General features: G+C 39.6%; 22 protein-coding genes. 10 read left to right on the top strand and 12 right to left on the bottom strand.

What is annotated here, in order from left to right; translation table 11 throughout:
• Positions 1-4: 4 nt before the first annotated feature.
• The 3 genes from ACGTNH_RS02500 to ACGTNH_RS02490 form a co-directional block, all read right to left on the bottom strand.
• Positions 5-649, bottom strand: coding sequence for a PspA/IM30 family protein (locus ACGTNH_RS02500; protein WP_394584774.1), 645 nt, complete (start codon positions 647-649; stop codon positions 5-7).
• A gap of 15 nt (positions 650-664) precedes the next feature.
• Positions 665-1,015 carry a lmo0954 family membrane protein gene (locus ACGTNH_RS02495; RefSeq protein WP_394584772.1) on the bottom strand — a complete coding sequence of 117 codons (351 nt, stop codon included), beginning with the start codon at positions 1,013-1,015 and terminating at the stop codon, positions 665-667.
• 404 nt (positions 1,016-1,419) lie between these two features.
• The gene (locus tag ACGTNH_RS02490; protein ID WP_394584770.1) at positions 1,420-2,520 is read right to left on the bottom strand and encodes a M24 family metallopeptidase; all 1,101 of its coding nucleotides are present in this window, start codon (positions 2,518-2,520) and stop codon (positions 1,420-1,422) included.
• A 165-nt stretch (positions 2,521-2,685) separates the two neighbouring features.
• On the opposite strand from ACGTNH_RS02490, the gene ACGTNH_RS02485 reads away from it, so the two are divergent.
• Positions 2,686-3,084, top strand: a complete 399-nt coding sequence (locus ACGTNH_RS02485; protein WP_394584769.1) for a hypothetical protein — start codon at positions 2,686-2,688, stop codon at positions 3,082-3,084.
• 38 nt (positions 3,085-3,122) lie between these two features.
• Here the strand turns inward: ACGTNH_RS02485 and ACGTNH_RS02480 are convergent, their stop codons facing one another.
• From ACGTNH_RS02480 to ACGTNH_RS02470, 3 genes are all read right to left on the bottom strand, one after another.
• Positions 3,123-4,196, bottom strand: coding sequence for a PQQ-dependent sugar dehydrogenase (locus ACGTNH_RS02480; protein WP_394584767.1), 1,074 nt, complete (start codon positions 4,194-4,196; stop codon positions 3,123-3,125).
• A 242-nt stretch (positions 4,197-4,438) separates the two neighbouring features.
• Positions 4,439-5,698 carry an L-lactate MFS transporter gene (locus ACGTNH_RS02475; RefSeq protein WP_394584765.1) on the bottom strand — a complete coding sequence of 420 codons (1,260 nt, stop codon included), beginning with the start codon at positions 5,696-5,698 and terminating at the stop codon, positions 4,439-4,441.
• A 179-nt stretch (positions 5,699-5,877) separates the two neighbouring features.
• Positions 5,878-8,136: an ATP-dependent DNA helicase gene (locus tag ACGTNH_RS02470; protein WP_394584763.1), complete on the bottom strand. Its 2,259-nt coding sequence runs from the start codon at positions 8,134-8,136 to the stop codon at positions 5,878-5,880.
• Positions 8,137-8,380: 244 nt separating this feature from the next.
• Here ACGTNH_RS02470 and ACGTNH_RS02465 point away from each other — a divergent pair, with 244 nt between their 5' ends.
• From ACGTNH_RS02465 to cysK, 3 genes are all read left to right on the top strand, one after another.
• Entirely contained in the window at positions 8,381-9,325 is a 945-nt protein-coding gene (locus ACGTNH_RS02465) for an SGNH/GDSL hydrolase family protein (RefSeq protein WP_394584761.1), read from the top strand.
• 18 nt (positions 9,326-9,343) lie between these two features.
• Positions 9,344-10,000, top strand: a complete 657-nt coding sequence (locus ACGTNH_RS02460) for a YpmS family protein (protein ID WP_394584759.1) — start codon at positions 9,344-9,346, stop codon at positions 9,998-10,000.
• 100 nt (positions 10,001-10,100) lie between these two features.
• Positions 10,101-11,030, top strand: coding sequence for a cysteine synthase A (gene cysK / locus ACGTNH_RS02455; protein ID WP_394584758.1), 930 nt, complete (start codon positions 10,101-10,103; stop codon positions 11,028-11,030).
• 36 nt (positions 11,031-11,066) lie between these two features.
• On the opposite strand, the gene ACGTNH_RS02450 is transcribed toward cysK, so the two are convergent.
• Positions 11,067-11,678: a trimeric intracellular cation channel family protein gene (locus ACGTNH_RS02450; RefSeq protein ID WP_394584757.1), complete on the bottom strand. Its 612-nt coding sequence runs from the start codon at positions 11,676-11,678 to the stop codon at positions 11,067-11,069.
• 288 nt (positions 11,679-11,966) lie between these two features.
• Here ACGTNH_RS02450 and ACGTNH_RS02445 point away from each other — a divergent pair, with 288 nt between their 5' ends.
• The 3 genes from ACGTNH_RS02445 to ACGTNH_RS02435 all read left to right on the top strand — a co-directional run bounded on the left by ACGTNH_RS02445 (position 11,967) and on the right by ACGTNH_RS02435 (position 13,735).
• On the top strand, positions 11,967-12,494 hold the full coding sequence (locus ACGTNH_RS02445; protein WP_394584756.1) for a helix-turn-helix domain-containing protein: 528 nt from the start codon (positions 11,967-11,969) through the stop codon (positions 12,492-12,494).
• A gap of 18 nt (positions 12,495-12,512) precedes the next feature.
• The gene (gene sda / locus ACGTNH_RS02440; RefSeq protein WP_394584755.1) at positions 12,513-12,668 is read left to right on the top strand and encodes a sporulation histidine kinase inhibitor Sda; all 156 of its coding nucleotides are present in this window, start codon (positions 12,513-12,515) and stop codon (positions 12,666-12,668) included.
• Positions 12,669-12,781: 113 nt separating this feature from the next.
• A complete protein-coding gene (locus ACGTNH_RS02435; RefSeq protein ID WP_394584754.1) occupies positions 12,782-13,735 on the top strand; it encodes a ring-cleaving dioxygenase in 954 nt (317 codons plus the stop codon).
• A 36-nt stretch (positions 13,736-13,771) separates the two neighbouring features.
• On the opposite strand, the gene ACGTNH_RS02430 is transcribed toward ACGTNH_RS02435, so the two are convergent.
• The gene (locus tag ACGTNH_RS02430) at positions 13,772-15,721 is read right to left on the bottom strand and encodes an aconitate hydratase (RefSeq protein ID WP_394584753.1); all 1,950 of its coding nucleotides are present in this window, start codon (positions 15,719-15,721) and stop codon (positions 13,772-13,774) included.
• Positions 15,722-16,052: 331 nt separating this feature from the next.
• Between ACGTNH_RS02430 and ACGTNH_RS02425 the strand changes: the two genes are divergently transcribed.
• A complete protein-coding gene (locus tag ACGTNH_RS02425; protein WP_394584752.1) occupies positions 16,053-17,336 on the top strand; it encodes a helix-turn-helix domain-containing protein in 1,284 nt (427 codons plus the stop codon).
• Positions 17,333-17,452, top strand: a complete 120-nt coding sequence (locus tag ACGTNH_RS02420; protein WP_394584751.1) for a lipoprotein — start codon at positions 17,333-17,335, stop codon at positions 17,450-17,452. The genes ACGTNH_RS02425 and ACGTNH_RS02420 overlap by 4 nt, the downstream gene beginning before the upstream one ends.
• Positions 17,453-17,615: 163 nt before the next feature.
• On the opposite strand, the gene ACGTNH_RS02415 is transcribed toward ACGTNH_RS02420, so the two are convergent.
• Positions 17,616-19,022, bottom strand: a complete 1,407-nt coding sequence (locus ACGTNH_RS02415) for an MBL fold metallo-hydrolase (protein WP_394584750.1) — start codon at positions 19,020-19,022, stop codon at positions 17,616-17,618.
• Between the two features lie 163 nt (positions 19,023-19,185).
• Complete coding sequence (locus ACGTNH_RS02410; protein ID WP_394584749.1) at positions 19,186-19,689, bottom strand: DUF6933 domain-containing protein; 504 nt, start codon at positions 19,687-19,689, stop codon at positions 19,186-19,188.
• A gap of 338 nt (positions 19,690-20,027) precedes the next feature.
• Here ACGTNH_RS02410 and ACGTNH_RS02405 point away from each other — a divergent pair, with 338 nt between their 5' ends.
• Positions 20,028-20,315, top strand: a complete 288-nt coding sequence (locus tag ACGTNH_RS02405) for a hypothetical protein (protein ID WP_394584748.1) — start codon at positions 20,028-20,030, stop codon at positions 20,313-20,315.
• A 423-nt stretch (positions 20,316-20,738) separates the two neighbouring features.
• Here ACGTNH_RS02405 and treR read toward each other — a convergent pair whose 3' ends face one another.
• Positions 20,739-21,452: a trehalose operon repressor gene (gene treR / locus ACGTNH_RS02400; protein WP_394584746.1), complete on the bottom strand. Its 714-nt coding sequence runs from the start codon at positions 21,450-21,452 to the stop codon at positions 20,739-20,741.
• A gap of 24 nt (positions 21,453-21,476) precedes the next feature.
• The gene (gene treC / locus ACGTNH_RS02395) at positions 21,477-23,162 is read right to left on the bottom strand and encodes an alpha,alpha-phosphotrehalase (protein WP_394584744.1); all 1,686 of its coding nucleotides are present in this window, start codon (positions 23,160-23,162) and stop codon (positions 21,477-21,479) included.
• Positions 23,163-23,165: the final 3 nt, after the last annotated feature.

The raw sequence follows: 23,165 nt of genomic DNA, 5'->3' as shown, positions 1-23,165 counted from the left end.
ATGATTAAGATTGAGCCGGAATATTCTCTTTATCCTTCATATCCTTCTCAAGCTGTGCTACTTTGCTGTCAAACGTATTTCGATAGTATGAGCTATTGACCTTGTACTCTAAGTCTTCAATATAACGATCCATTTCCGCAAATTTGGAATAGGGCTTGTCCGCCGTATCTACTATCACCTGGTTCATTCGATGATGGGCCCGTGCAATATTCTCTCTCCCCATCAGTTCCATACGCTTTAAGTGCATGTCTTTTAGCTTGTGTTTCATTTCTTCATATTTTTGTTCTAATACTTCCAATTGTTCGATCGATTCTATGCGGGAATTTTTCAAGCGTTCAGCACGCGCCTCATACTCTTGCTGCTCTTTCACTGCGAATTCATACATCGCTTCTTCCCCAGCTTTTTGAGCGACTTCAGCTTGATGCTTCCGTTTTTCGCTCATATCCTGAGCACTTTGGTACTCCCGAGCAAATTCATCTCTTAATTGGTACTGACGCTCCACGAGTTTGCGAACCTTTTCCGTTTCCTTTTCACTTTCACGCAGGTACTGATTCAGCATCGCAATCGGATTCTTTTTCTCCTTTTGATCCAGAGCCTCATGAAAATCTGCTGAAATGGTATCCTTCAATCGTGTAAATAAATTAGCCATCCTTGATCTCTCCTTTTAAGATTTGTTTAATTCTGACCACTGTTTTTCAAAGTTAATAAATGGGTCATCTGATTGTGTTACCGCTGGTTCTTCTTTTGGGCTTGTCCAATTTTTAACGATAAGGTAAATCGCATAAGCTGCTGCTAATCCGATGACAGCATAGATATTAGATACCGCAACACTCAAAATGATTAACCCTAGAATAACCCAGCCAATTTTGCCGGCAGTTGAATTGCTCTTCATAAATTGCTTAAAGACGATATAAAGCAGCCAAACACTTACACCTAAAAGAATCATAGGTCCAAGGTTAGCAAGCAAAACAGCTGCAGCTACTAACGCGGCAAGGAAAAGTAAAAATTTTTTCATTACCAAAACTCCCTCCTTCTTTAGAACTTACATTCATCTTACCGCCAAATCTAATAAACCATAATGAGCCTGGGATATATTTTCTTGTAAGACTTGAGACGTATTTGTACCTGGTACCGGGAGATAAAAAATTTGATCGGAGCTTTGCAGATGTAAAAGAACTCAGTTTTGCGTGTAAAAGAGAAAGTTAAGGAACAGGCGATGATGATGGCTGCCTGCCACAACATGAAAAAGGCTGCCCTCCATCTAACAAAGGTGAGCTAGGTGAAAGAGAGTCATTTCTACCTTAAAGAAATCCCAAGGGGCTTTCGCTCCTGACGGCAAGAAAAAAGCTTGTGGAGAAACAGGGGTTTCTCCACAAGCTGAAAAGCCTGAAATCAGAAAATCTGATTTCAGGCTTTGGGTCATTTAATAATTTTCAATTCAGTAGGGGTTTTTGTTAGTGTTTCACAGCCTTCTCTGGTGACGAGGACATCTTCTTCTAACCGTACTCCGCCTAAGCTTGGGTTATAAATCCCTGGTTCTATTGTATAAGTCATCCCTGCTTTTAGCACCCCATCATTTAAGTGACTCATGGACGGGAATTCATGAACATTAATCCCGAGCCCGTGACCAATACGATGAGGGAAGAGCTTGCCGTAGCCTGCCTTATCAATCACATCTCTCGCAGCCTGGTCAAGATCTCCTATACGAGTGCCTGGTTTACTTAACGCTAATGATGAATGCAGGGCTTCCCTTACCTTTTCATACATTTGCCGCTGTTCTTCCGACACCGATTGAAAAGCAAAGGTCCTTGTAATATCTGACGTATACCCTTTCCAAACGACGCCAAGGTCGAACAGCACAAAATCTCCAGGTTTTAACTTTCGGTCTCCTGGATTTCCGTGAGGCTGTCCCGATTTTTCTCCAAAAAGCACCATCGTCGAAAAAGACATCTCAGCGACACCTTTTTTCTTCAACTCATACTCAATTCGGGCTAACACTTCCATTTCCATGATACCTTCTTCTAATGCTTCAACCCCAACTTGCACTCCGTAGTCTGCCAGTTCAGCTGCTTCTCGCATAATGCTGATTTCATGTTCATCTTTCACGACTCTCATCTCGTTCAACTGATCTTCGACGTCAATTACTTGCGGCTGATCCAGGACCTGAAGCAGCGATTCACTTCTGCCAAAAGTTAAAACTTGCTTTTCTATGCCTGCTTTTTGAACAGGGGGTATACTTTTTTCTTTTATGCTTTTTTTCACTAGAGCCCACGGGTCCTCGTGATCGGCATACCCAATCACTCCAAACGTCCATCCTGCTTCTCGGATTTGCCCGGCTTCCATTCCCGGCAAGACTACAACAGGCTCACTGTCAGGAAACACAAGTAACCCTAGTAACCGTTCATGGGGATCCGTTAAAAAACCTGTTAAATAAAAAACATTCTCTGGCGAATTTATAAACGCCGCATCAATCGAGTGTTGTTTTAAATATGTAGAAAAATCGATTAATCTTCGTTCCATGTGTCGATCGCCCCTTCCTTCTACATTTAATCATATAGGAAAAGTTAACTCTTTCCAAACCAGCAGGAATTATGAACCTTTTCCGACATTTTGTCAGGTTGATTTCTTTTCGAAATGACTTTCTGTATAATGACTGAAGAATCTATAGTTATGGAGGTTATTCCTTTGGATCGTACGCGATTTTTTGTAAGAGTGTCCGCAATTTACGCATTAATTGGAGCGTTTATGGGTTCGCACATGGCAGGAGGCGGCGGCTATCAACTAAGTGCTATTCATGCTCACATTTTAGTCGTTGGATGGCTTTCACTATTTGCTTTCGCTATTTTTTATAAAGTGTTCGCCATTCCAAAAGCGTCAAAGCTTGCCAGCTTTCATGTATGGAGCTCTTTTATTGGAGTATTCGGACTTACTGTTGGAATGTGGCTATATTATACCGACCCTTTTGGAGGGCTAGGTATCTTTAATACGATCTTTTTTATTGCGGGAGGCACCATTTTACTTTTTGCTTTTATTAGTTTCGCCATTCTTGTTTTTGTCCAAGGAAAACATATTTCAGAAGCTTAAAAAAGGAGCCGGACCTACTCCAAGGTCCTGGCTTCCTTCTATGGGTAAAAACGAACTAGCTTGTCATCTTCACCTTCTGGATTTCCTCTTCCATCCGTGTTATTCGTTATGAAATATAGTTCCTCATTAACCAATTCAACATCTCGCAGTCTTCCGTAATCACTAGTTACAACTTCTGTCTCATTTCCCTCTGTATCAAGATTCATTAAAGCTTCTCCATTTAAAGCAGCAACGTACAATTCGTCCTTATATACAACCATTCCGGATGGAGCCCACGTATCATTACCTGTTTGAAAAAGAGGATCCTGATACCCATCTTGTGATTCGTCTCCCACTATTTCAGGCCATCCGTAATTTGCGCCAGGATCAATCTTGTTCACTTCATCGTGGTTGGTAGGTCCGTGCTCCGTGGCAAACAATGTACTATCTTCAGTCCAATCCAAGCCCTGGGGATTACGGTGCCCCATACTGTAAATATAAGAATTATCTATTGGATTACCCTCAGGAATATTCCCATCTAAATCCATACGAAGAATCTTCCCCGCTAAACTCTCTTCATCTTGAGCAAGCTGCTCATTTTGAGCATCCCCAGTCGTCACGTAAAGGTTCTCATCTGGTCCAATCTCGATTCTGCCTCCGTTATGAAAGTTATTGCCCGGAATATTTTCTAATAGACTTTTCTCTTCACGCCATTCGCCTTCTGCGTAACGAAGCTGTATTACTCGGTTCTTAATTTCTCCTGCTTCTTCGTAAGTATGATAAGCAAAAGCTAGCTGATTATTCTCAAAGTCCGGGTCCAGCTTTAAGCCAAGCAGCCCCCCTTCACCAATTTGAGAGATCTCTTTATCTGTTGATACTTGTTCTCTTTGAACTTGGTCATCGCTTGAGATTCGCGCTATAGTACCTCCACGTTCACTGATTAGAAATAATCCATCATATTCTTCCATATCCCAAGGAGATTTAAGATTTGAAGCTACTTCATAAAATTTTTCATCGTTTTCCATCTCATCCTGCTCGTTCTCTTCGGGCTGAGTTTCATTTCCGCCCCCATTCTCACCAGCCTGACAAGCTGCAAGTAAAATGAAGAGCATCACCCATGTGATTCTACTCATCCGTTTCCCCCCAGTTTTCAACTTACTAGTATTGTACAAGTTTCTCGGAAGACAAACAAAAAAACCGGCCACTAAAGGACCAGTTTTAACCGGATTGGGCAGCCAATACAATTAACTTTTCCTGAAGATCATCAAAGGGATCTCCAATCAAAAGCCGTTAATTCCCTGCCCCTCAGCCCATCAAAAACCCCTTCCTAATAACTCTATCGGAAGGGGAGTAAAATAAGTATTCGAGTTTACCATTATGCATTAGACTGCTTTTCTCTCATTGCAGATTGTTTTTTCTTTATGTCCACCTTCGTTAAGATAGACACCACTAAAGCTACAATAAATAATACACCAAAATAGATCATACTATTCGCGTAACTGCCCGTTAAGTCATTCATGATTGCAGCGAATTGAGGACCGGCTAAGCCAGCAGCCGCCCACGCTGTAAGAATGTAACCATGAATAGCGCCCAGTTCTTTTGTACCAAATAAGTCACCAATAAATGCAGGCAGAGTGGCAAATCCTCCTCCATAACAAGTGTAAATAATTCCAAAGAACACGACAAATAGAGTAACAGAGGTTGTGATAGGCAACAGCATAAACAATGGAATTTGCAAGGCGAAAAAGATAATATATGTGTTGGATCGACCTATATAATCAGAAGCAGAAGCCCAACCAATTCGTCCAAGCCCGTTAAACACTCCCATGACACCAACAAGAGTTGCGGCAGCTCCGGCGCTCATTCCTACACTATTTTCAGCAAGCGGCTTAGCTGCCGAAATTACGGCAATTCCACATGTGATGTTAATAAACAACATAATCCATAAATAGTAAAATCGCTTCGTCTTTAAAGATTCTTTTGCTCTAATATTCGCTAGATCTTGTGATTTCACATCTTTTTCTTCATCTGGATTGTAGCCTTTAGGCGTCCAGCCTTCAGGCGGTCGTGATAAGTATAAGGACGACAATATCATTATTGCAAAATAGCTAACTCCTAATATAAAAAATGTCATAGCTATTCCTACTGAACCAATTAACCAATCCATGACCGGACTTGCTATTGCAGCAGCAAACCCAAAACCCATGATGGCCATACCTGTAGCTAATCCTCTTCGGTCTGGAAACCATTTTACTAATGTGGAGACAGGAGCAATATATCCTACACCCAGACCTATCCCACCTAAAACTCCATAAAAGAAATATAAAGCCCATAAAGATTCCAGCTGAATGGCAAATCCGGAACCAAACACACCAACTCCAAAGAATATAGCTGCGGTAATACCAGCTACTCGCGGCCCATATTTTTCAACAAACCAACCTAAAAATGCTGCCGATAACCCTAAAAATAGAATGGCTAAGCTGAATGTCAACTGAACTTGTTGTGAAGTCCAGCCAAACTCTTCACCCAGGGGGCCGGTGAAGTTACTCCACGCATAGACAGAGCCAATTGAAATATGTATTCCAACTGCACCTAACGCAATCAGCCACCGATTTTTCACTTTTCGTTCTGACATAAGCTATCCTCCTATATTTTTTACTATTCTGTAAAGAGATAACCTAAATGTCTCACGTTCAAACTTTTACTCCCTCACAAATTTGACAAAAATAAATAGGAACCTCTCACTTTTAGTGAGAACTTCCTGTTCCAGAGCATTCTTTCGACATAATCAAATTTTATTTCCCAGGAAATGATTTATTTCTCAATATTATAATTCTGCCATTCTACTGGCAATAATTTTTGATAGGTTGGTTGAAGAAATCTGTCATCAACCAGTTGGATTACCCCATGATCTTCCTCTGACCTAATAAGACGTCCTCCTGCTTGCAGCACTTTATTCATCCCTGGATATACATAGGCATAATTGTAGCCATTTTTACCGCGGTTAGTAAAATAGTTCTTTATCAGCTCTTTTTCAAAACTTCGAGGGGCTAAACCGATTCCAACTACGGCTACTCCATTCAGACGATTCCCTCTTAAGTCAACGCCTTCTGAGAACACGCCGCCAAGAACTGCAAAACCTATGAGTGATCCCCCAGGAACAAATTGAGCTAAGAAGTCGTCTCTTCTTTCTTCTGTCATCCCAAATTCTTGTTCTACAGCATCTACATCTTCAAACTTCTGAAAAGCCTGGTAAACCATATTCATGTATTGATAAGAAGGGAAGAAAAACAAGTGATTTCCCTCCTGATTCTTTACTTGCTTATATAGAAGTTCTGCTAGTTTATCTGCGTTATTTTCTCTATCTTTAAAACGAGTAGATATAGGTGCAATTGTTACTTTAATTTGATCTGCATTATATGGAGAGGGAAGTTTTAAAATGTAGTCATCTTCTTGTCCACCCAGCATCTCCTTATAATAAGCAAAGGGTGATAAAGTGGCTGAAAAATATATGCTGGACCGAAACATTTCCGTGACCTTTCTTAACACGAATGATGGATCTACACAATATAGTTTTAAAGCATCTTTAGATGTAATAATCTTGTAGTGTTCATCTAATAAACTGAAAATTTTCACAAAATTTTGGCTTGAAAAATAGCATTCCAGGAGGGTTTCGGTATCTTCCCCATCTTGGTCTTCCCTTAAAACTTCTTCAGCCCGCTCGATAAATCGTTCTAAGTTCTCTTCAAGCTCTCCAGGAATTTCTGTAATTATTGTTTCATCTTCACTATTTAAGCTTTGTAAATCTTTTCGTACGGCTTGAGCAGATTGTGCTAATTTATGATTCAGTTCTCCCCACTCTTCTTCTACTTGCCAATACGAATTGCGCACAATTGTCGCTGAATACATTTCCCGCGCCCGTTCGACTAAGTTATGGGCTTCATCAATTAAAAGTGCCGTTTTCTTTTTATGCTCCGGCATAAGCCGTTTTAACGCTACTCTTGGATCAAAAACATAGTTATAATCACCAATAATAACGTCGACGACATCTGTTAAATCTAAAGAGAATTCAAATGGACAGACACGATGCTTACGAGCATACTTTTCGACTACGGGCCTGGTAATTTGTGTTTCGTTTTTTAATACGTCTATAACCGCTCCATTGATACGGTCGTAATACCCATCAGCGAATTCACAATAATCGGGCTGACAGATCGTTTCTTCTTTAAAACATATTTTATCTTTCGCAGTGAGTGTAACCGACCGCAATCGTAATCCGCTCTTTTCCATTAAAGCTAACCCTTCCTCTGCGGTCAGTCTCGTAACTGTTTTTGCTGTTAAATAAAAGATACGTTCCTGCTTTCCTTCTTCCATTGATTTTATAGCCGGAAAAAGGGTTGAAATTGTTTTACCAATTCCTGTAGGAGCTTGTGCAAATAAATTTCTTTTTTCTTGAGAAGTGCGATAAACGGCTCCAGCTAAATGTCTCTGCCCATTACGATAGCGTGGAAAAGGGAATTTTAAATCGGGAATAGATGTCTCTTTTTCATTCTTAATATGCGTTAGCACTTTAGCATAGGAGACGTATTCTAGTATTGTTTCTTCCATAAATTTTCCCAGATGGCTGATGGAAAAATTATATAAAAATCGCTTCTTTTCTTTTGTGCGTTTTTGCACATATGTGAGCTGCACCTTTATTTCTTCTAAATCTTCATTTTTGGCATAAATATAAGCATACCCCTTCGCCTGTGCCCAATAGACGGGATAGCTCGCCTCCGTAATGTCTTCAAGATCTTGAGCCGTCGATTTTATTTCATCAATAATTTTTCCTTCTGAAGTCGTTAGTACCCCGTCACAACGTCCGTGGATCTTTACATTTATATCTTCTGTTGTATAATCCCATTTCAAAAAAACTTCACTTTCATCTTTATCCGCGTATTCTTTTTGAACCGATTGGTGAATCGCTGTACCTTCAAGCATAGAGGCATTTGATCGAAACCGATCGTCTATACTGCCCCTTCTATACACATATTCCATTAATTCACGTACAGAAATACTTACTTTTCCTGACATGAACGAGCCCCCCCTTATGTATTTCTTTTAACCTCTTACCGTCACCTCTAAATCAAGAATTTCGAATGTCTATTTTATAGTTTTAAGTGCTATAATATAGGTTACAAGGTATTTATTACAATTTTAATGAATTATTTTAAATAAGTGATTGCCGTCTTTATAAATCACTTGTTTTTATCCCTAAATATGGGTTCTATCCATATACTAATCATAACTCATAATACTACAACAGGTGTGATCATAAATGAAAAAAGCAAAGTGGCTGTTTCTCCTCTCCTTCTCCATTATATTTCTTGCTCTTATTGTATTTACATTTGTTACAAATCCTATAGACAATAGTCAAAACGACTCCGAAACAGTGAATGAGACAAATGAGGAGAATGAGAGCAATATCAGAGAGGAAAATGAGGACCAAGAAGAAGAGGAAACCTCTGAGGATGAAAATACCGATGCTCCTGAAGAGAAAGAAGGCACGGTGAGTGACGAACTTCGAGAAGTATTCTCTGGAGTCATCGAGAATGCACGTAATCTTTTTATTCGAGATGATTTAGAAGTAGTAGCTATGGGCGATTCTCTTACTCAAGGAGTGGGAGATGGTACAGAAAACGGTGGATATGTTGGTATTCTTGAAGATAACATTAACGAAAATAATGAAACAGCCAACTTTACAATTGATAATTATGGAAAACGCGGAGATCGTACAGATCAACTGCTCACTAGAATGAAATCTGATGAAATTTCTTCTTCGGTTGAAAAAGCAGACTTAGTGCTGATCACAATCGGGGCAAATAATGTGGTACAAGTGATAGAAGATCATTTCACGAGTCTAAGCTACGACGATTTCTCTCCAGCCCGTGAGCGGTATCGCGATGAATTAAATGAGATTTTAACCGAAGTTGAACGTGCGAATCCTGATGCTTCCATTTATCTCATTGGATTATATAATCCTTTCAATCAATATTTCGAAAATATTCCAGCTCTTGCCCAAATTATGAATGAATGGAACACAGTTAGTGAAGAAGTAATAGAGGAATACCCAACCGCATCATTTATCCCTATTAATGATGTGTTTGAAGGAAATGAAAGTGAACTTTTATGGGAAGAAGATCATTTCCACCCTAATGAGGAAGGCTATAAACAAATGGCCAAACGCGTGTTAGAATATATTAGAGATGAAATAGAGGAATAATACAGGTGGAGTGCATTTATGCTAAAGCGTATGTTTTTAAAAAATCGATGGAAAACGTCTTTTTTTATACTTGCGATTATTAATGTTGCTATTATTGCGTGGATATTATCCTTGGTTCTCCTGCCAAGTTCATATACGCTCGTTAACGTGGATAGAGAAAAACAGGATTCTCAAGCAGAGTTTACGGTTGTCTCTACGAAAGAGAATTTAGAGCAGTTAGCGAATGAGTATTTAAGTGAAATTTCGACTCAAACCGTGTTTGATTACTCGATATCCCTCGATCGAAACGTTACGTTAGCAGGGAATATTCGAGCTTTTGAACAAACTATACCTATTAAGGTTGAGCTCAACCCCGTTGTTCAGGAAAATGGAGATTTAGTGTTAGAACAGGAGCGGATATCGCTCGGCCAGCTTCCACTTCCAAATAAAAAAGTTATGGAGTTCGTTGCTGAAAATTATCAATTCCCAGAATGGGTTACGGTCAATCCCAACGATGAGAACATTTATGTTGCTGTGACTCAAATGGAAACGGAGAGTAACATTGATATTGAAGTAGACCGATTCAACCTTAATTCTAATCAATTAGCTTTTAAGATTTCGTTTCCAGAACGATCGTTTAGCTTTGCAGAAGCTTTAGTGGAGGATGAATTATCAGAAGAAAACCCTCCAAATTAACTGGATAGGGATGCTTGCTTTGCTTTTAAGCATAGTATTTCTGTAAGAATAAGCAGTTATGATAAACTTTTGAATAGAGAATAACAAAGGAAGTGACTTCATGCGTGTCGTTGACAACATTGCTGACCTAATAGGCGATACACCACTTGTGAAACTAAATCAGTTAGCTCCAAAAGGCGGGGCTGATATTTACTTGAAATTAGAAAAATACAATCCTAGCGGAAGCGTAAAAGACCGCGCTGCGTATAATATGATTGTACAAGCAGAAAATGATGGTCATTTAAAAGAAGGCTCAACGATTATCGAGCCAACCAGCGGCAATACGGGGATAGGAATTGCTATGAATGCTGCCGCAAGGGGATATAGATCCATCCTAGTTATGCCTGATACTATGACACAAGAACGGATTAACTTATTAAAAGCTTATGGTGCTGAAATCGTATTAACCCCAGGCGATGAAAAAATGCCCGGTGCTATTACCAAGGCCAAAGAACTTGTAGAAGAAGTAGAGGGTGCTTTCATGCCCATGCAGTTTGAAAATGCCGCCAACCCTGATGCACACCGTCATACCACTGCTTCAGAAATTATAGAAGCAATGAACGAGCTGGGTAAACCTCTATCAGCTTTTGTCTCAACAGCTGGTACTGGTGGGACGGTTACCGGAACAGGGGAAGAACTAAAAAAATATTATAAACAACTGACGGTACATGTAGCAGAACCAGCAGGTTCTCCTGTTCTTTCAGGAGGGAAACCTGGAAAACACAAGCTAGTTGGGACGAGCCCGGGATTTATTCCTTCTATTTTGAACCAAGAAGTCTATGATGAAATTTTACAAGTTACCGATGAGGATGCTTATGATATTACGCGTCGTTTAGCTCACGAGGAAGGCTTACTTTTAGGTACATCTTCCGGTGCTGCCTGCTGGGCAGGTATAGAAGCAGCTAAGAAGAAACAGCCTGGTGAAGTAGTGGTCATCATTGCACCAGACACAGGAGAACGTTACCTTTCTGGTGACCTTTTCCGTCAATAAATTCACACAAAAACCGCGTGTTTTCACGCGGTTTTATTATAGACGATAGAGATCTCTAAAGCGTAAATGCCACCCTAAATGGTAAGACAACACGCGGCAGCCAATGATTAAAATAAATAAGATGTAATATTGAAAGTCGCTTTGTACGTCAACCACTCCGATGCCCACCATCAACCCAGACAGCATAGCCCAAACAGCATAAATCTCCTGATGAAGAACCATTGGTTTACGCTGTGCCAGAACATCTCTAGTTACTCCACCCCCCACTCCTGTTAATATAGCAGCAAATATAATGCCTCCTAATGGAAAGTCATGCGCTACTGCAAACACAGCCCCTTGCAGCGCAAAAGCTGATAAACCAATCGCGTCTAAATAGATATTCCAACGATCCCAAAACATAACCCAGCTTTTAGGGAAGACATAAACAATACTTATCGTTATAAGAGCAACGTAAAGTAAATAACCCTGCTCCCACACATGTACAACGGGGACATCCAAAGCCATATTTCTTATAATCCCACCTGCAAAGGCAGTAGCTATTCCCAAAATAAAGGTACCAAATATATCGTATCTTTCACTAAGAGCCACGATGGCCCCGCTAAAAGCAAAAGCACTCACAGCAATTATATCCAATATTTCTAAAGACATACAAAATCCCCTATCTATACCTTGGTGAAAACCGTAAACTTCTCCAACCGGATTTATCATAGCAGAAATTTCTCTTATTGATTAGCATTTAACAAATGTATACTAAATAAAATGACGGACAAACCCTTCTATAACACCTAATATAATAACTTAAAAAAAGGAGTATATTTTTTGAAATAGGGAATATAAAATCATGGACTCGTTTTTGTTGCAAACTGCCACAAGGATACTAAGAGCAGGACTGCGAATATGTTAAGTAGGACAATAGACATATTGGGTGTGATAATAATGAGAGACTGGCTCATTCAGCTTAGAAAAGAAAGAAAACTTACACAGCAGCAAATTGCAGAGGGCGCTCATATTGATCGTGCCTATTATGCTCAAATAGAGAGCGGAACTCGAAATCCAAGCATGGCAGTAGCTTCACAAATTGCCAGCTTCTTAAACATTAATACCTTTCTTTTTTTCTCAGAACATCTTAGTGAACCTTTCACGCTAGCGCTGAGAAACTCCCCCATTATCGTCGCTCATTGTGATTTGGATTTAAGGTATACCTGGATGTTTAACCCCCACCCTGACTTCAAATCAGAAGTCGTCATCGGTAAAAGAGATGATGAACTCGATCACAATGAAGGAACCATCGGCCTAATGAAAATAAAGCGAAAAGTGATTGAGACACAACAGTCGATTAGAGAAAACGTTTCTTTCCCATTATCAGACGGTCTCATTACTTATGATGTTTTCGCACAGCCTATATATAATGATGTGAATAAACTGATTGGCGTAGCTACAGTTTCGACTGAACTTCTAACTTAGAGTAAGGGGGTCCTCCCAATGAATTTAGAGCACCTTCCTCTTCGCATTCTCATGATTACTTATCGAAGAGCGGTAGAATTAGATTTGGATAAGGAATTCATACAGTGGATTCGTAAAGAGATCCTTGAAAGAGAGAGCGAAAAAGAGGAACGCAGCAAAAAAGCGAACTTATAATGTTCGCTTTTTTATTTGTATATCAAACTTCATTTCATGAAATTGACAATTTTTAAATTCTGTCGTATTATTATCTTGAATTCGAGATTATTACTAAATAGGGAGGGGTTACCATGCAAATTAAAGGAATACACCATGTCTCCGCTATAACAGCCAATGCAAAAAAGAATTATGATTTTTATACAAATGTACTAGGTATGCGTCTAGTGAAAAAGACGGTCAACCAAGACGATACTTCAATGTACCACCTCTTTTACGCTGATGAAAAAGGAAACCCTGGCACGGACCTTACATTCTTTGAAATACCGAGAGCTGGAAATACTTATCCCGGCACTCACAGTATTTCTACCACGTCATTAAGGGTTAAAAATGATGAAACATTACGTTTCTGGCAAGAACGGTTCAAGCAATTAAACGTAGAGCAAGACCCTATTAAAGAGTATGCTAATCGAAAAACGTTATCGTTCAGGGATCCAGAAGGACAGAGGCTTATGCTTGTCTCTGATGAAAATAACAAAGGTGTAGCTGCAGGTCAGTCCTGGGAGAAAAGTGGCCTCCCAACGAACCGTGGGATTACTGGACTAGGACCCGTTCACTTAACTGTCGCCAACCTTGCTCCTACGAAACAGGTTCTTACTGAAATATTGGGCTTTAGAGAAGTTGGTCGATTCGACAACAAACTCGTACTTGAAACAGGCGAAGGCGGCACAGGAGCGGAAGTTCATATTGAGGAACGCACGGATTTATCCCGTGAACGACCCGGACGTGGCAGCGTCCATCACGTAGCATTTCGCGTCGAAGATGAACAAGAACTGGAGCAATGGAAGTTAATTATCCAAAAAGCAGGTTTTCCAAATTCCGGCCTTGTGGATCGCTTTTATTTCAAATCCCTTTACTTTAGAGAACCTAATCACATTCTATTCGAACTTGCTACGGACGGCCCTGGTTTTGCGACTGATGAAGACATGGATCATTTAGGAGAAAGTCTTGCCCTTCCACCTTTTCTAGAAGACCGACGTAAGGAAATTGAACAAAGTTTAACACCATTAGACACTGACGAATCATAAATAAAACCTACGGCCTCTCAGCCGTAGGTTTCTTTATTACTCGTCTAAACGATCTTTCAACCAATTGATTAGTCCGCCTTTCTCCATCATTTCCAACTGTCTAGAAGAGAGTGCATGTTCTACTTGTATGCTTTGATTCTTACCTTTAAGTTCTACTTCAAATCCATTCTTACTGTGGATTTTCTTGCGGAGATCTTTAAATAAAAGCGTATCTCCCTGGTCGATTTTTTCATAATCTTCTTCTTTAGAAAAGGTCAGTGGCAAGATTCCAAAATTAACTAAGTTCTGCCAATGAATCCTAGCAAAATCTTTCACAATCGCTATTCTTAATCCCATATACCTGGGAGCTAAGGCGGCATGTTCCCGGCTGGAGCCTTGACCGTAGTTTGTACCTCCTACGATCACATGGCCTCCCTCTTCTTTTTGTTTCATCGCCCGGTCATAATAGGTATCATCCACAATTTCAAAAGTAAACTTACTGATTTCTGGGAGGTTGCTTCGATAAGGAAGGACTCTTGCTCCTCCGGCTAAAATTTCATCCGTAGAAATGTCATCCCCTACTTTTAACAAGATAGACAATTCCATATCATTAGGAAGTTCATCCATCTTAGGAATTGAGGCAATATTAGGTCCTTTTACTAGTTCCACTTGTTCAGCTTCTTCTTGAGGCAGTGGAGCATCAAGAAGGTCCGTATCAATCGTAGGTTGTTCTAATTCTTGAACCTTAGGATAATCAAATCCGGCATTTCTTGGGTCAGTAATTTTACCTGTTAACGCTGAAACGGCAGCCGTTTCAGGGCTGCATAGAAACACACTGTCCTCTTTTGTACCGGAGCGGCCCGGGAAGTTTCTCGGTGTTGTCCGCAGGCTGTTTCTTCCTGAGGCCGGTGCCTGTCCCATTCCTATACAACCATTACATCCCGCTTGGTGCAATCGTGCACCTGCTTGAAGAAAATTAGCGATGTGACCTTGTTGGGAAAGGTCGATGAGCATTTGCCTGGAAGTTGGATTCAAATCAAATGATAAACCATTTGCAATATTTCTACCTTCGACGATCTTTGATGCAATGGCAAAATCTCGATAGCCTGGATTTGCTGAAGAGCCAATGTAGGACTGGTAAATATCTTCGCCCTCTACTTCTCTTACCAGAACAACGTTACCAGGACTTGACGGCTTGGCAATCATTGGTTCCAAACTGGATAAATCGAGCTCATCATGACGATCATACGCAGCACCTTCATCTACCGTTAACTCTTTCCACTCATCTTCCCGTCCCTGAAGCTTCATGTATTTTCTAGTTTCTTCATCTGAAGGAAATACCGTAGCTGTAGCTCCTAATTCAGCTCCCATATTCGCAATAACATGTCGGTCCATCGCTGACAAATTCTTTAAACCTGGGCCGTAATATTCAAAAATGTGATTAACGCCACCTTTAACTCCATGGCGGCGAAGCATCTCTAATATAGCATCCTTGGCACTTACCCACTCAGGAAACTCTCCGGTAACCTTCACCCCCCAAATTTTAGGCATCTTTACATAGAAAGGCTCGCCAGCGATTGCCATTGCTACATCAATTCCTCCGGCACCCATAGCAAGCATCCCCATACATCCGTTCGCACACGTATGACTGTCAGATCCAAGCAAGGTTTGTCCCGGCTTAGCTAACCTCTGCATATGAACGGGGTGACTTACTCCATTTCCTGGACGACTAAAGTAAAGTCCAAATTTCTTAGCCGCACTTTCTAAAAACAAATGGTCATCAGGGTTTTTGCTGTCCTCTTGTATTAAATTATGATCTACATACTGTGCGGAGGCTTCTGTCTTGGCACGATCAATACCCATCGCTTCAAGTTCAAGCATAACCATCGTTCCTGTCGCATCTTGCGTTAACGTTTGATCAATTTTTAAGCCTATTTCCGAACCTGGAGTCATTTCTCCTTTGACTAAATGATCCTTAATTAACTTTTGCGTAACATTATATCCCATCTTTTTTTCCTCCCTCTTTACTTCATACAGGCAATAAAGCGTTTCTATACCATTTATACCCTTTTTTTGGGGAGTTTACTCATAACCCAATTAAGGTATAATTGGTAAATAGCGTCATTTACTAGACTTGTTTATCAATTTTTGTAAAGATAAACCTCTTTTTTAAATTAAAACCTGTGAAAGTTGGTCCTTTTTAACCCCTCTTAAGCTATGAAAAAAGACCGACTTGGGAAACTAGGGAATATAGTTGAAAAAAATTCATCGAACGTGTATTCTGAAAATAGATTTGAAAGCAATCAAATCGACAGTTGATCAACTAGGTGTGTGAATAATGGAATATGGTAAAGCGCTTCGATTTCATCGAGTTAAGCAAGGTTTAACTCAGAACCAGCTTGCTGATGGCATCATTTCGGCAGCCTATCTTTCAAAGATCGAAAACGATCAGACGGTTCCAGCCATTGAAGTACTCGAATTGCTTTACGAGAGGCTTGGTATTGATTTTAATGAATCAAATTTCAACCACCCTTCTATGGAAAAATTGAGGGAGTGGTATGAAGCTATCGTTTTCAAGCAGAAAGATGATGCAAAAAGGTTAAGAGATGAACTCCTTAAGCAGAAAAGCACTCTGGAAAATCATCAATTGTATATATTCTATGAATTATTTCGCATTCGCTATCTTTTGTTAGAAAACGAGGTAGAGAAGGCTTATGAAACATGGGAAAATTTAAAACAGCTTAAAGATACTTTTGATGAAGAAATGGAGTTCTATTACCATCTCATAACGGGCCTAGTAAAGTATTATAAAGGTGACTTTAACGATGCTTTCCAAGAACTTATGGAAGCAAAAAATTATAGTACATCTATTGAAGTTGAAAAATGGGAAGCTAGCGATCTATACTACTTGCTTTCTTTAAGTTCGAGTCAAGCTAACCATATATCGCCATCGATATATTATGTGGAACACGCTTTAGAGCTTTATCAATCTTATTATGATCTATCAAAAAGTGCTGACTGTCATATTATTTTGGGAATAAATTTTAGCAGACTTCGTAATTATGCAAAGTCAATGGAAAATTATCATCTAGCTAGAAAAATCGCACTTCAAATTAACGATTACGATAAACTAAAGTTAGTTTATAGTAATCTAGGCGTTCTAGAAGCTAGATTAGGAAACCATAAAGCTTCTATAAAAAATTATGAAAAAAGTTTTGAATATACAATTGATTTGGACACTCCTCTTAATCAATATGATTTATTTAATTGCATTCATGGTTTAATTACCGAACATTATAAACTCGGTGACTATAAAGGATGCGCATCCTGGATAGAAAAAGGATCTGCACACTTAGAATCTTATCCATCGAAACCTCATGAATTACATTTTACTTTTTACAAAATGTTAATAAATGATTCTCCCGGTCTTATGGAATTCATTGAAGGTGAAGTGATTCCTTACTTTAAACAGCGGAATAATCATAATCATATTATTCGATACTCACTGTTTTTATCTGATTTATTGGAGAAACAGAGAATGTATAAAAAATCTACATCTTACCTTAGGTTAGCAATTCAATTGTTAAATAAACATTCTAATTTAGGAGGGATACTTTTATGAAGAAACTCTTAGCTGTGTTAGGAGTAGTAGCATTATTAGCTTCTGCTGCAGGGCCGGTAGTTTACGATACTGCTGATGATAATTATCCAAAACCCTTAGTGGTTGAACAAGTTTAAGTTAGTTTGTTTTAATTGTTAGTTTTACTTTAGTGTTTTAATGAACACTCCCCTAATCCTATACCTATAAATTTCTTAGTCCTTACCCCTGTGGTAAGGATATTTTTTATTCTAAAAGAAAAGCGTTGAACAGCTTTATCACTGAACAACGCATTTTCTTTCCTTATGCAACTTTTCCTCCGTATTCTTTCCAGGCACTGAATCCGCCTTTAAGGTTCAGCACATCTTTAAATCCGCAGGCTTGCAGTACGCTTGTTGCAATTGCTGAGCGAACACCGGATTGACAATGGACAATTGGAGTCTTTCCTTCTGGTATTTCATCTAAACGGTCTGGCAGTGTGCCAAGCATAACATGGAGAGCTCCTTCCATATGCTCTTCATCCCACTCTGATTGATTTCGTACATCAACGATAATATAATCTTCATGGTCTTTGAATCTCTCAGCTAACTGGTCGGCTGTTATGCTTTCATACGTTTCTAAATTTTCTTTTTGATTTACGTCATACTTGTTTATAAATCCGACTAGGCGGTCCAGCCCGATGGATTGTAAAGCTATTTGAATACCTTCCAGTTCTGACTCATCGCTAATTAAAATAATGTCTTGGTCATAATTAATTAACCACCCGGCCCAGTTTGCAAATGCTTTATTAAATGGCAGGTTTATCGTTCCTTCTACGTGACCTTTTGCGAAATCTTCCTTCGACCTAGTATCTATAACTGCATTTCCTTTTTCTAAAGCTTTTTGGATTTGTTCTATATTCATTTTTTCTACTGATTGATGGTCTTCTAACAAACCTGGACCTTCTTTGTTTAACTTTTTCATCATCGCAAAATACTTAGGAGGTTCTGGCTGCCCTTTTAATAGCTCGTCGATAAATGAAGCTTCTTCATCATAAGATAGAGCCCAGTTATTAAGTTTTTCGTAACCAACCGTAGAGGATGGCACGGCTCCCAGTGATTTACCGCAGGCGCTCCCTGCTCCGTGACCAGGCCATACTTGGACAAAATCAGGAAGTTCTTTAAATCGTTGCAAGGACTTATACATGTCTTTAGCCCCTGCTTCTGAGCTTCCGGATGCCCCAGCTGCTTTCTCTAATAAGTCAGGACGCCCTACGTCACCAACAAACACGAAATCTCCTGTGAAAATTCCCATCGGCACGCTCGATCCGCCGCCTTCGTCGGTTAATAGATAAGATAAACTCTCCGGGGTATGACCAGGAGTATGAAGAACGTCTAGTTTAACGTTTCCTACATAAAACTGATCTCCACCCTTTATCCATTGGTGTGAATACTCTTTAGCAAATCCATATTTCCAATCATCATCTCCTTCATCTGACAGATAGAGCTTTCCTCCTGTTTGTTCTGCAAGCTCTCTTGATCCAGAGAGATAATCAGCGTGAATGTGGGTTTCGGTAATACTTGTTATTTCAAAGTCTTCTTTTTTTGCGGTAGTCAAGTAAGGAGTTATATCTCTTGCAGGATCAATAACTAATGCTTCTCCCGTCTTTTGGCAGCCGACCATATAAGACATTTGCGCCAGGTTTTCATCAAAGAATGACTTAAAAAACATGTGTGATCCCTCCGTAATAAATTTCGTTTACATATAGAATTATATACCCATATGGGTATATTGTAAACATATACAATTTCTTTTATTAATACCCTATTCATAAGTTGTTACCACTTAAACATTTCATCAAAAAAACCGCACCCAGGATGGGTACGGATTAAATTTATTTATCGAAAAATTCGCGTAATGCCTCAACAGGCGGTTTACCTATAGGTGTAAATAGAAGTTCAGCATTGCTGACATAATTGATCTCAGAGGCGTCGATGGCTTCATAATCCAATCCCTCAGTGGCATCTTCTACTAAATATTGAACTTGGTTCATCATACCAAGTACTTGGCGATTATCTGTTTTGGTATAGACGATTGGTTCGGCGTTTTCTAAGAGTTCATTAATAATTTCTTCCTCGACTTTAACGAGCTGTAATAATTGCTTAAGTGAGCCTTTAATGACGCTGTTCAAGTTTTCAAATTGTTGTTTTCGCAATCCAAATAAAATAAGGTTAATCCCCGTTTGATTATTCATAATAATTAAGCATTTTCTACGATTGACTGTAATCAAGTTCGCATGCCACTTATAGATAGCAGGAATCTCCTTATACTGCTCAGGTGTTTCTAGTTCTTTATTAATTTCTTTCGTTAGTTTTTGCGTTGCTCCAATGACAAACATGACGTTCCACCTCTTGTTGATTTCTTTCCCCTAGTGTAACAGTTCCTAATGATTTCACATACTCATATCCATTTTTTATCTTACACAAAAAGCAGCCAATGATTACAAATTATCGGCTCAGACTGTCGAAAAGGCTTAGAGGGGTTTATTATAAGATTATAGGTGGGATTAGTATGAAGAAAAGGAAAAAAAGCGCCGCTTTCCCCGAGTCCACTAAAAAAATCCATTTTAACTAAAAAGGTGTTAAAGGTTGTAGTTGAATCTCACGAATCGCTTGTCGGTGGATGCTTGCCGCGGGCACGGCCTCACTAACTTGGTCAAGAAGTTCACTTGACCAAGTGGATCTTCGGCTCGCGCTGTTCCCGCGACACACCGGACGTGCTAGTGTCGATGTTGGCCACAGGACGTGGCCGGTTTTAATCGACCAGGCGTCACCACCGAACGCTCATCGTGGCGTCAACAGAGATCAATCTAAAACCCATTCCTATATTACAACGGGAAGGGCGATTTCACAGCCAATTGAACGAATCGTTAAACTTATGAAGGAAGCAAAGGCACAAATATCTTTAAAGTTAGAAGAAAAACGGTCTGTGCAGAAATTAATTTCTGCACAGACCGCTTTTTAAAATTTCACCTTTCATAGACCTCAGTTTTTCAGCGGGCTCCTTTCTGAGGGACAAGACGGAAAATCTCCTCGGCTCGCAGGAGTCGGCACTTTTTCCGTTCCTTTTATCAAAGTGGAATCGTGAAGTGTATGCCAAGCTGCAAACTCTGTTTTCATAAGGACACAGCTTGATTAAGTGGTTTTTCCAGTGATCTATCTCGAAAAAGGGTTTTAGGAAACGGCGAGACTCCCATGGGAGATACGAATAAGGTGTGACCCCGGAGGGCTATAAAGCCCGAGGAGGCACACCATTCGCCCATGGAAAGGGAGTAATTTCCTAAAACCCTTTTCTCTTTCTAATGCGAGAAGTGTTTACATTGTCGAGGTAAAAGAGAAAATTAAGGTTTCTCTCCAAGCTGAGCCGATGATTACAAATCATCGGCTGTTATTTTGTCCGCCTGGCAAAATCAACAAATTGGAACTTATCTGGTCTGTGTCTGGACTCTGTAAATTGAAATAATGTCGCGTCTGCAAGGTAGACATAGCTTCGTATGACTACGACTTGAGCATGCTCTTCTACATCTAAATACTTTTGATCTTCTGATGTTACTTGTTCTACGACAATTTCCTTTTTAGCAAAGCTGATATCTAACCCCAATTCGTTTTCAATATATTCATATATAGAGCCTTCAGCAATTGATTTCGTCAAATTGGGCACTATGTCTTCTCTGATGTAGTCTTTATCTAGTATGACACGCTCCCCATTAATTTCTCTAGATCTGGATATTTTCCAAATCTTTACGTTCGTCTCACAATTTAACCTGGAGCGCAATCGGTTATCAGCGGTTTCTACAAATACTTCGTGCACATATGTTTTAAAGTTTTGACCAAGCTGATCGGATAATTCTTTAAAACTTGTAAGTCCGGAAACAGGAAATTCAAACTTATTTTGATCTAATACTACCGATCCCTTTCCTCTCACTTTTTGGATATATCCATTTTGAGATAAAAGGTTTAACGATTTACGTATCGTTTCTCTTGAGGTAGAAAATTGTTGGGAGAGATCATGTTCAGAAGGCAATGTATCCCCAGCCATGAACTCCCCTTGCTGAATCATCTGAACTAAGTCGTTGTAGATAACAAGATATTTATTTTTCATGTTCACATCACCGCTACTATCCTATCATTTCGCATTAAAATGGTAAACAATGGATTCATATGGACGCAGCTTCACCTGACGATAGTCCAAAGATGGCTGTTCGTAGTTGTTGATTAAGACTTCTGGCTCACCTTTAATTTTTAAGTTATGCGGCAGTTCAAAAATGGTTTCTTCACCATAGAAATTGTTTACTACAAGAAGTGTTTCATCATTCCACTGTCTCGTATATGCGAATACCTGCTCGTCCTTTTGATCGATCCACTGGTAATCTCCATGAGTAATGATGTCATGTGTTTTACGAAGTTCGTTTAACTTTTGATAATGAGTAAAAATGGAGTTTTCTTCTCTCATCACTTTCCCTGCATTCACTTGAGGATAATTTTCCGCTACAGGAATCCAAGGTGTACCTGTTGTAAATCCAGCCGCTTGTTCATTATTCCACTGAACTGGAGTACGCGAGTTATCACGTGACTTCTGCTTTAATATTTCTAAAATCTCTGCCTCGTCTAACCCTTTTTCCTTAAGCAGCTTAAAGGCATTCAATGATTCAATATCTCTATACTGGGAAATCGATTCAAATTTAGGATTTGTCATACCAAACTCTTCCCCTTGATAAATATAAGGGGTTCCTTGCATCATGTGAATGGTCGTTGCCAGCATTTTTCCGGATTCTTCCGGGTAATTTACATCATCTCCGAATCTTGACAGAACCCGCGGCTGATCATGATTGCACCAGAATAACGCATTCCAACCACTGCCTTTATTCATCTTTTCCTGCCACGTGGAGAGAATTTGTTTGAGCTGCTGAAAATCAAACGGCGCTTTCGTCCATTTTTCTCCGTTTGGATAGTCAACCTTTAAATGATGGAAATTGAACGTCATACTTAGTTCCTTACGTTCTGGAGCCGTGTAACGAATGCAATGTTCAATTGTAGTTGATGACATTTCTCCTACAGTCATTAAGTCGTAAGGCGTAAAAACTTCACGATTCATTTCCTTCATATATTCATGAACCTTTGGACCGTCCGTGTAGAACTTACGTCCGTCTCCTGGAGCAGCGCTTCCGTCATCGTTTGGAAAGTCTTGATCTTTCGAGATTAAGTTAATGACATCCAGACGGAAACCATCAACACCTTTTTCTCCCCAGAAGCGCATCATCTCATAAAGTCTCTCTCTTACTTCTTTGTTCTCCCAGTTGAGGTCGGCTTGAGTCACATCAAATAAGTGTAAATAATATTGACCGGTCTCCTCATCATACTCCCATGCATTCCCTCCAAATTTGGACTGCCAGTTGTTTGGCGGTCCGCCATCGACTGGATCTTTCCAAATATAATAATCACGGTAAGGATTATCTTTTGATTTCTTTGCTTCTTGAAACCATTCATGTTCCGTAGACGTGTGATTAATAACAATATCCATAATCAACTTCATTCCGCGTTTATGTGTTTCCTCAAGAAGCCTTTCAAAATCTTGCATTGTTCCATATTCATCGTGAATATCATAATAATCACTAATATCATATCCGTTATCATTCTGCGGGGATTTGTACATTGGTGTGAGCCAAAGAACATCAACCCCGAGTGTTTTAAGGTAGTCTAATTTTTCAATGATACCCTGGATATCGCCCACACCATTTCCTGTTGTATCATTAAAGCTTTTAGGATATATCTGATAAACGACAGCTTTTTTCCACCATGGTTGTGCGGTCATATG

This window comes from Halobacillus sp. B23F22_1 (assembly GCF_043497005.1).
Taxonomy (GTDB): Bacteria; Bacillota; Bacilli; order Bacillales; family Halobacillaceae; genus Halobacillus_A.
The sequence above is the reverse complement of the archived record's forward strand: the minus strand, read 5'-3'. Positions and strand labels throughout refer to the sequence as shown.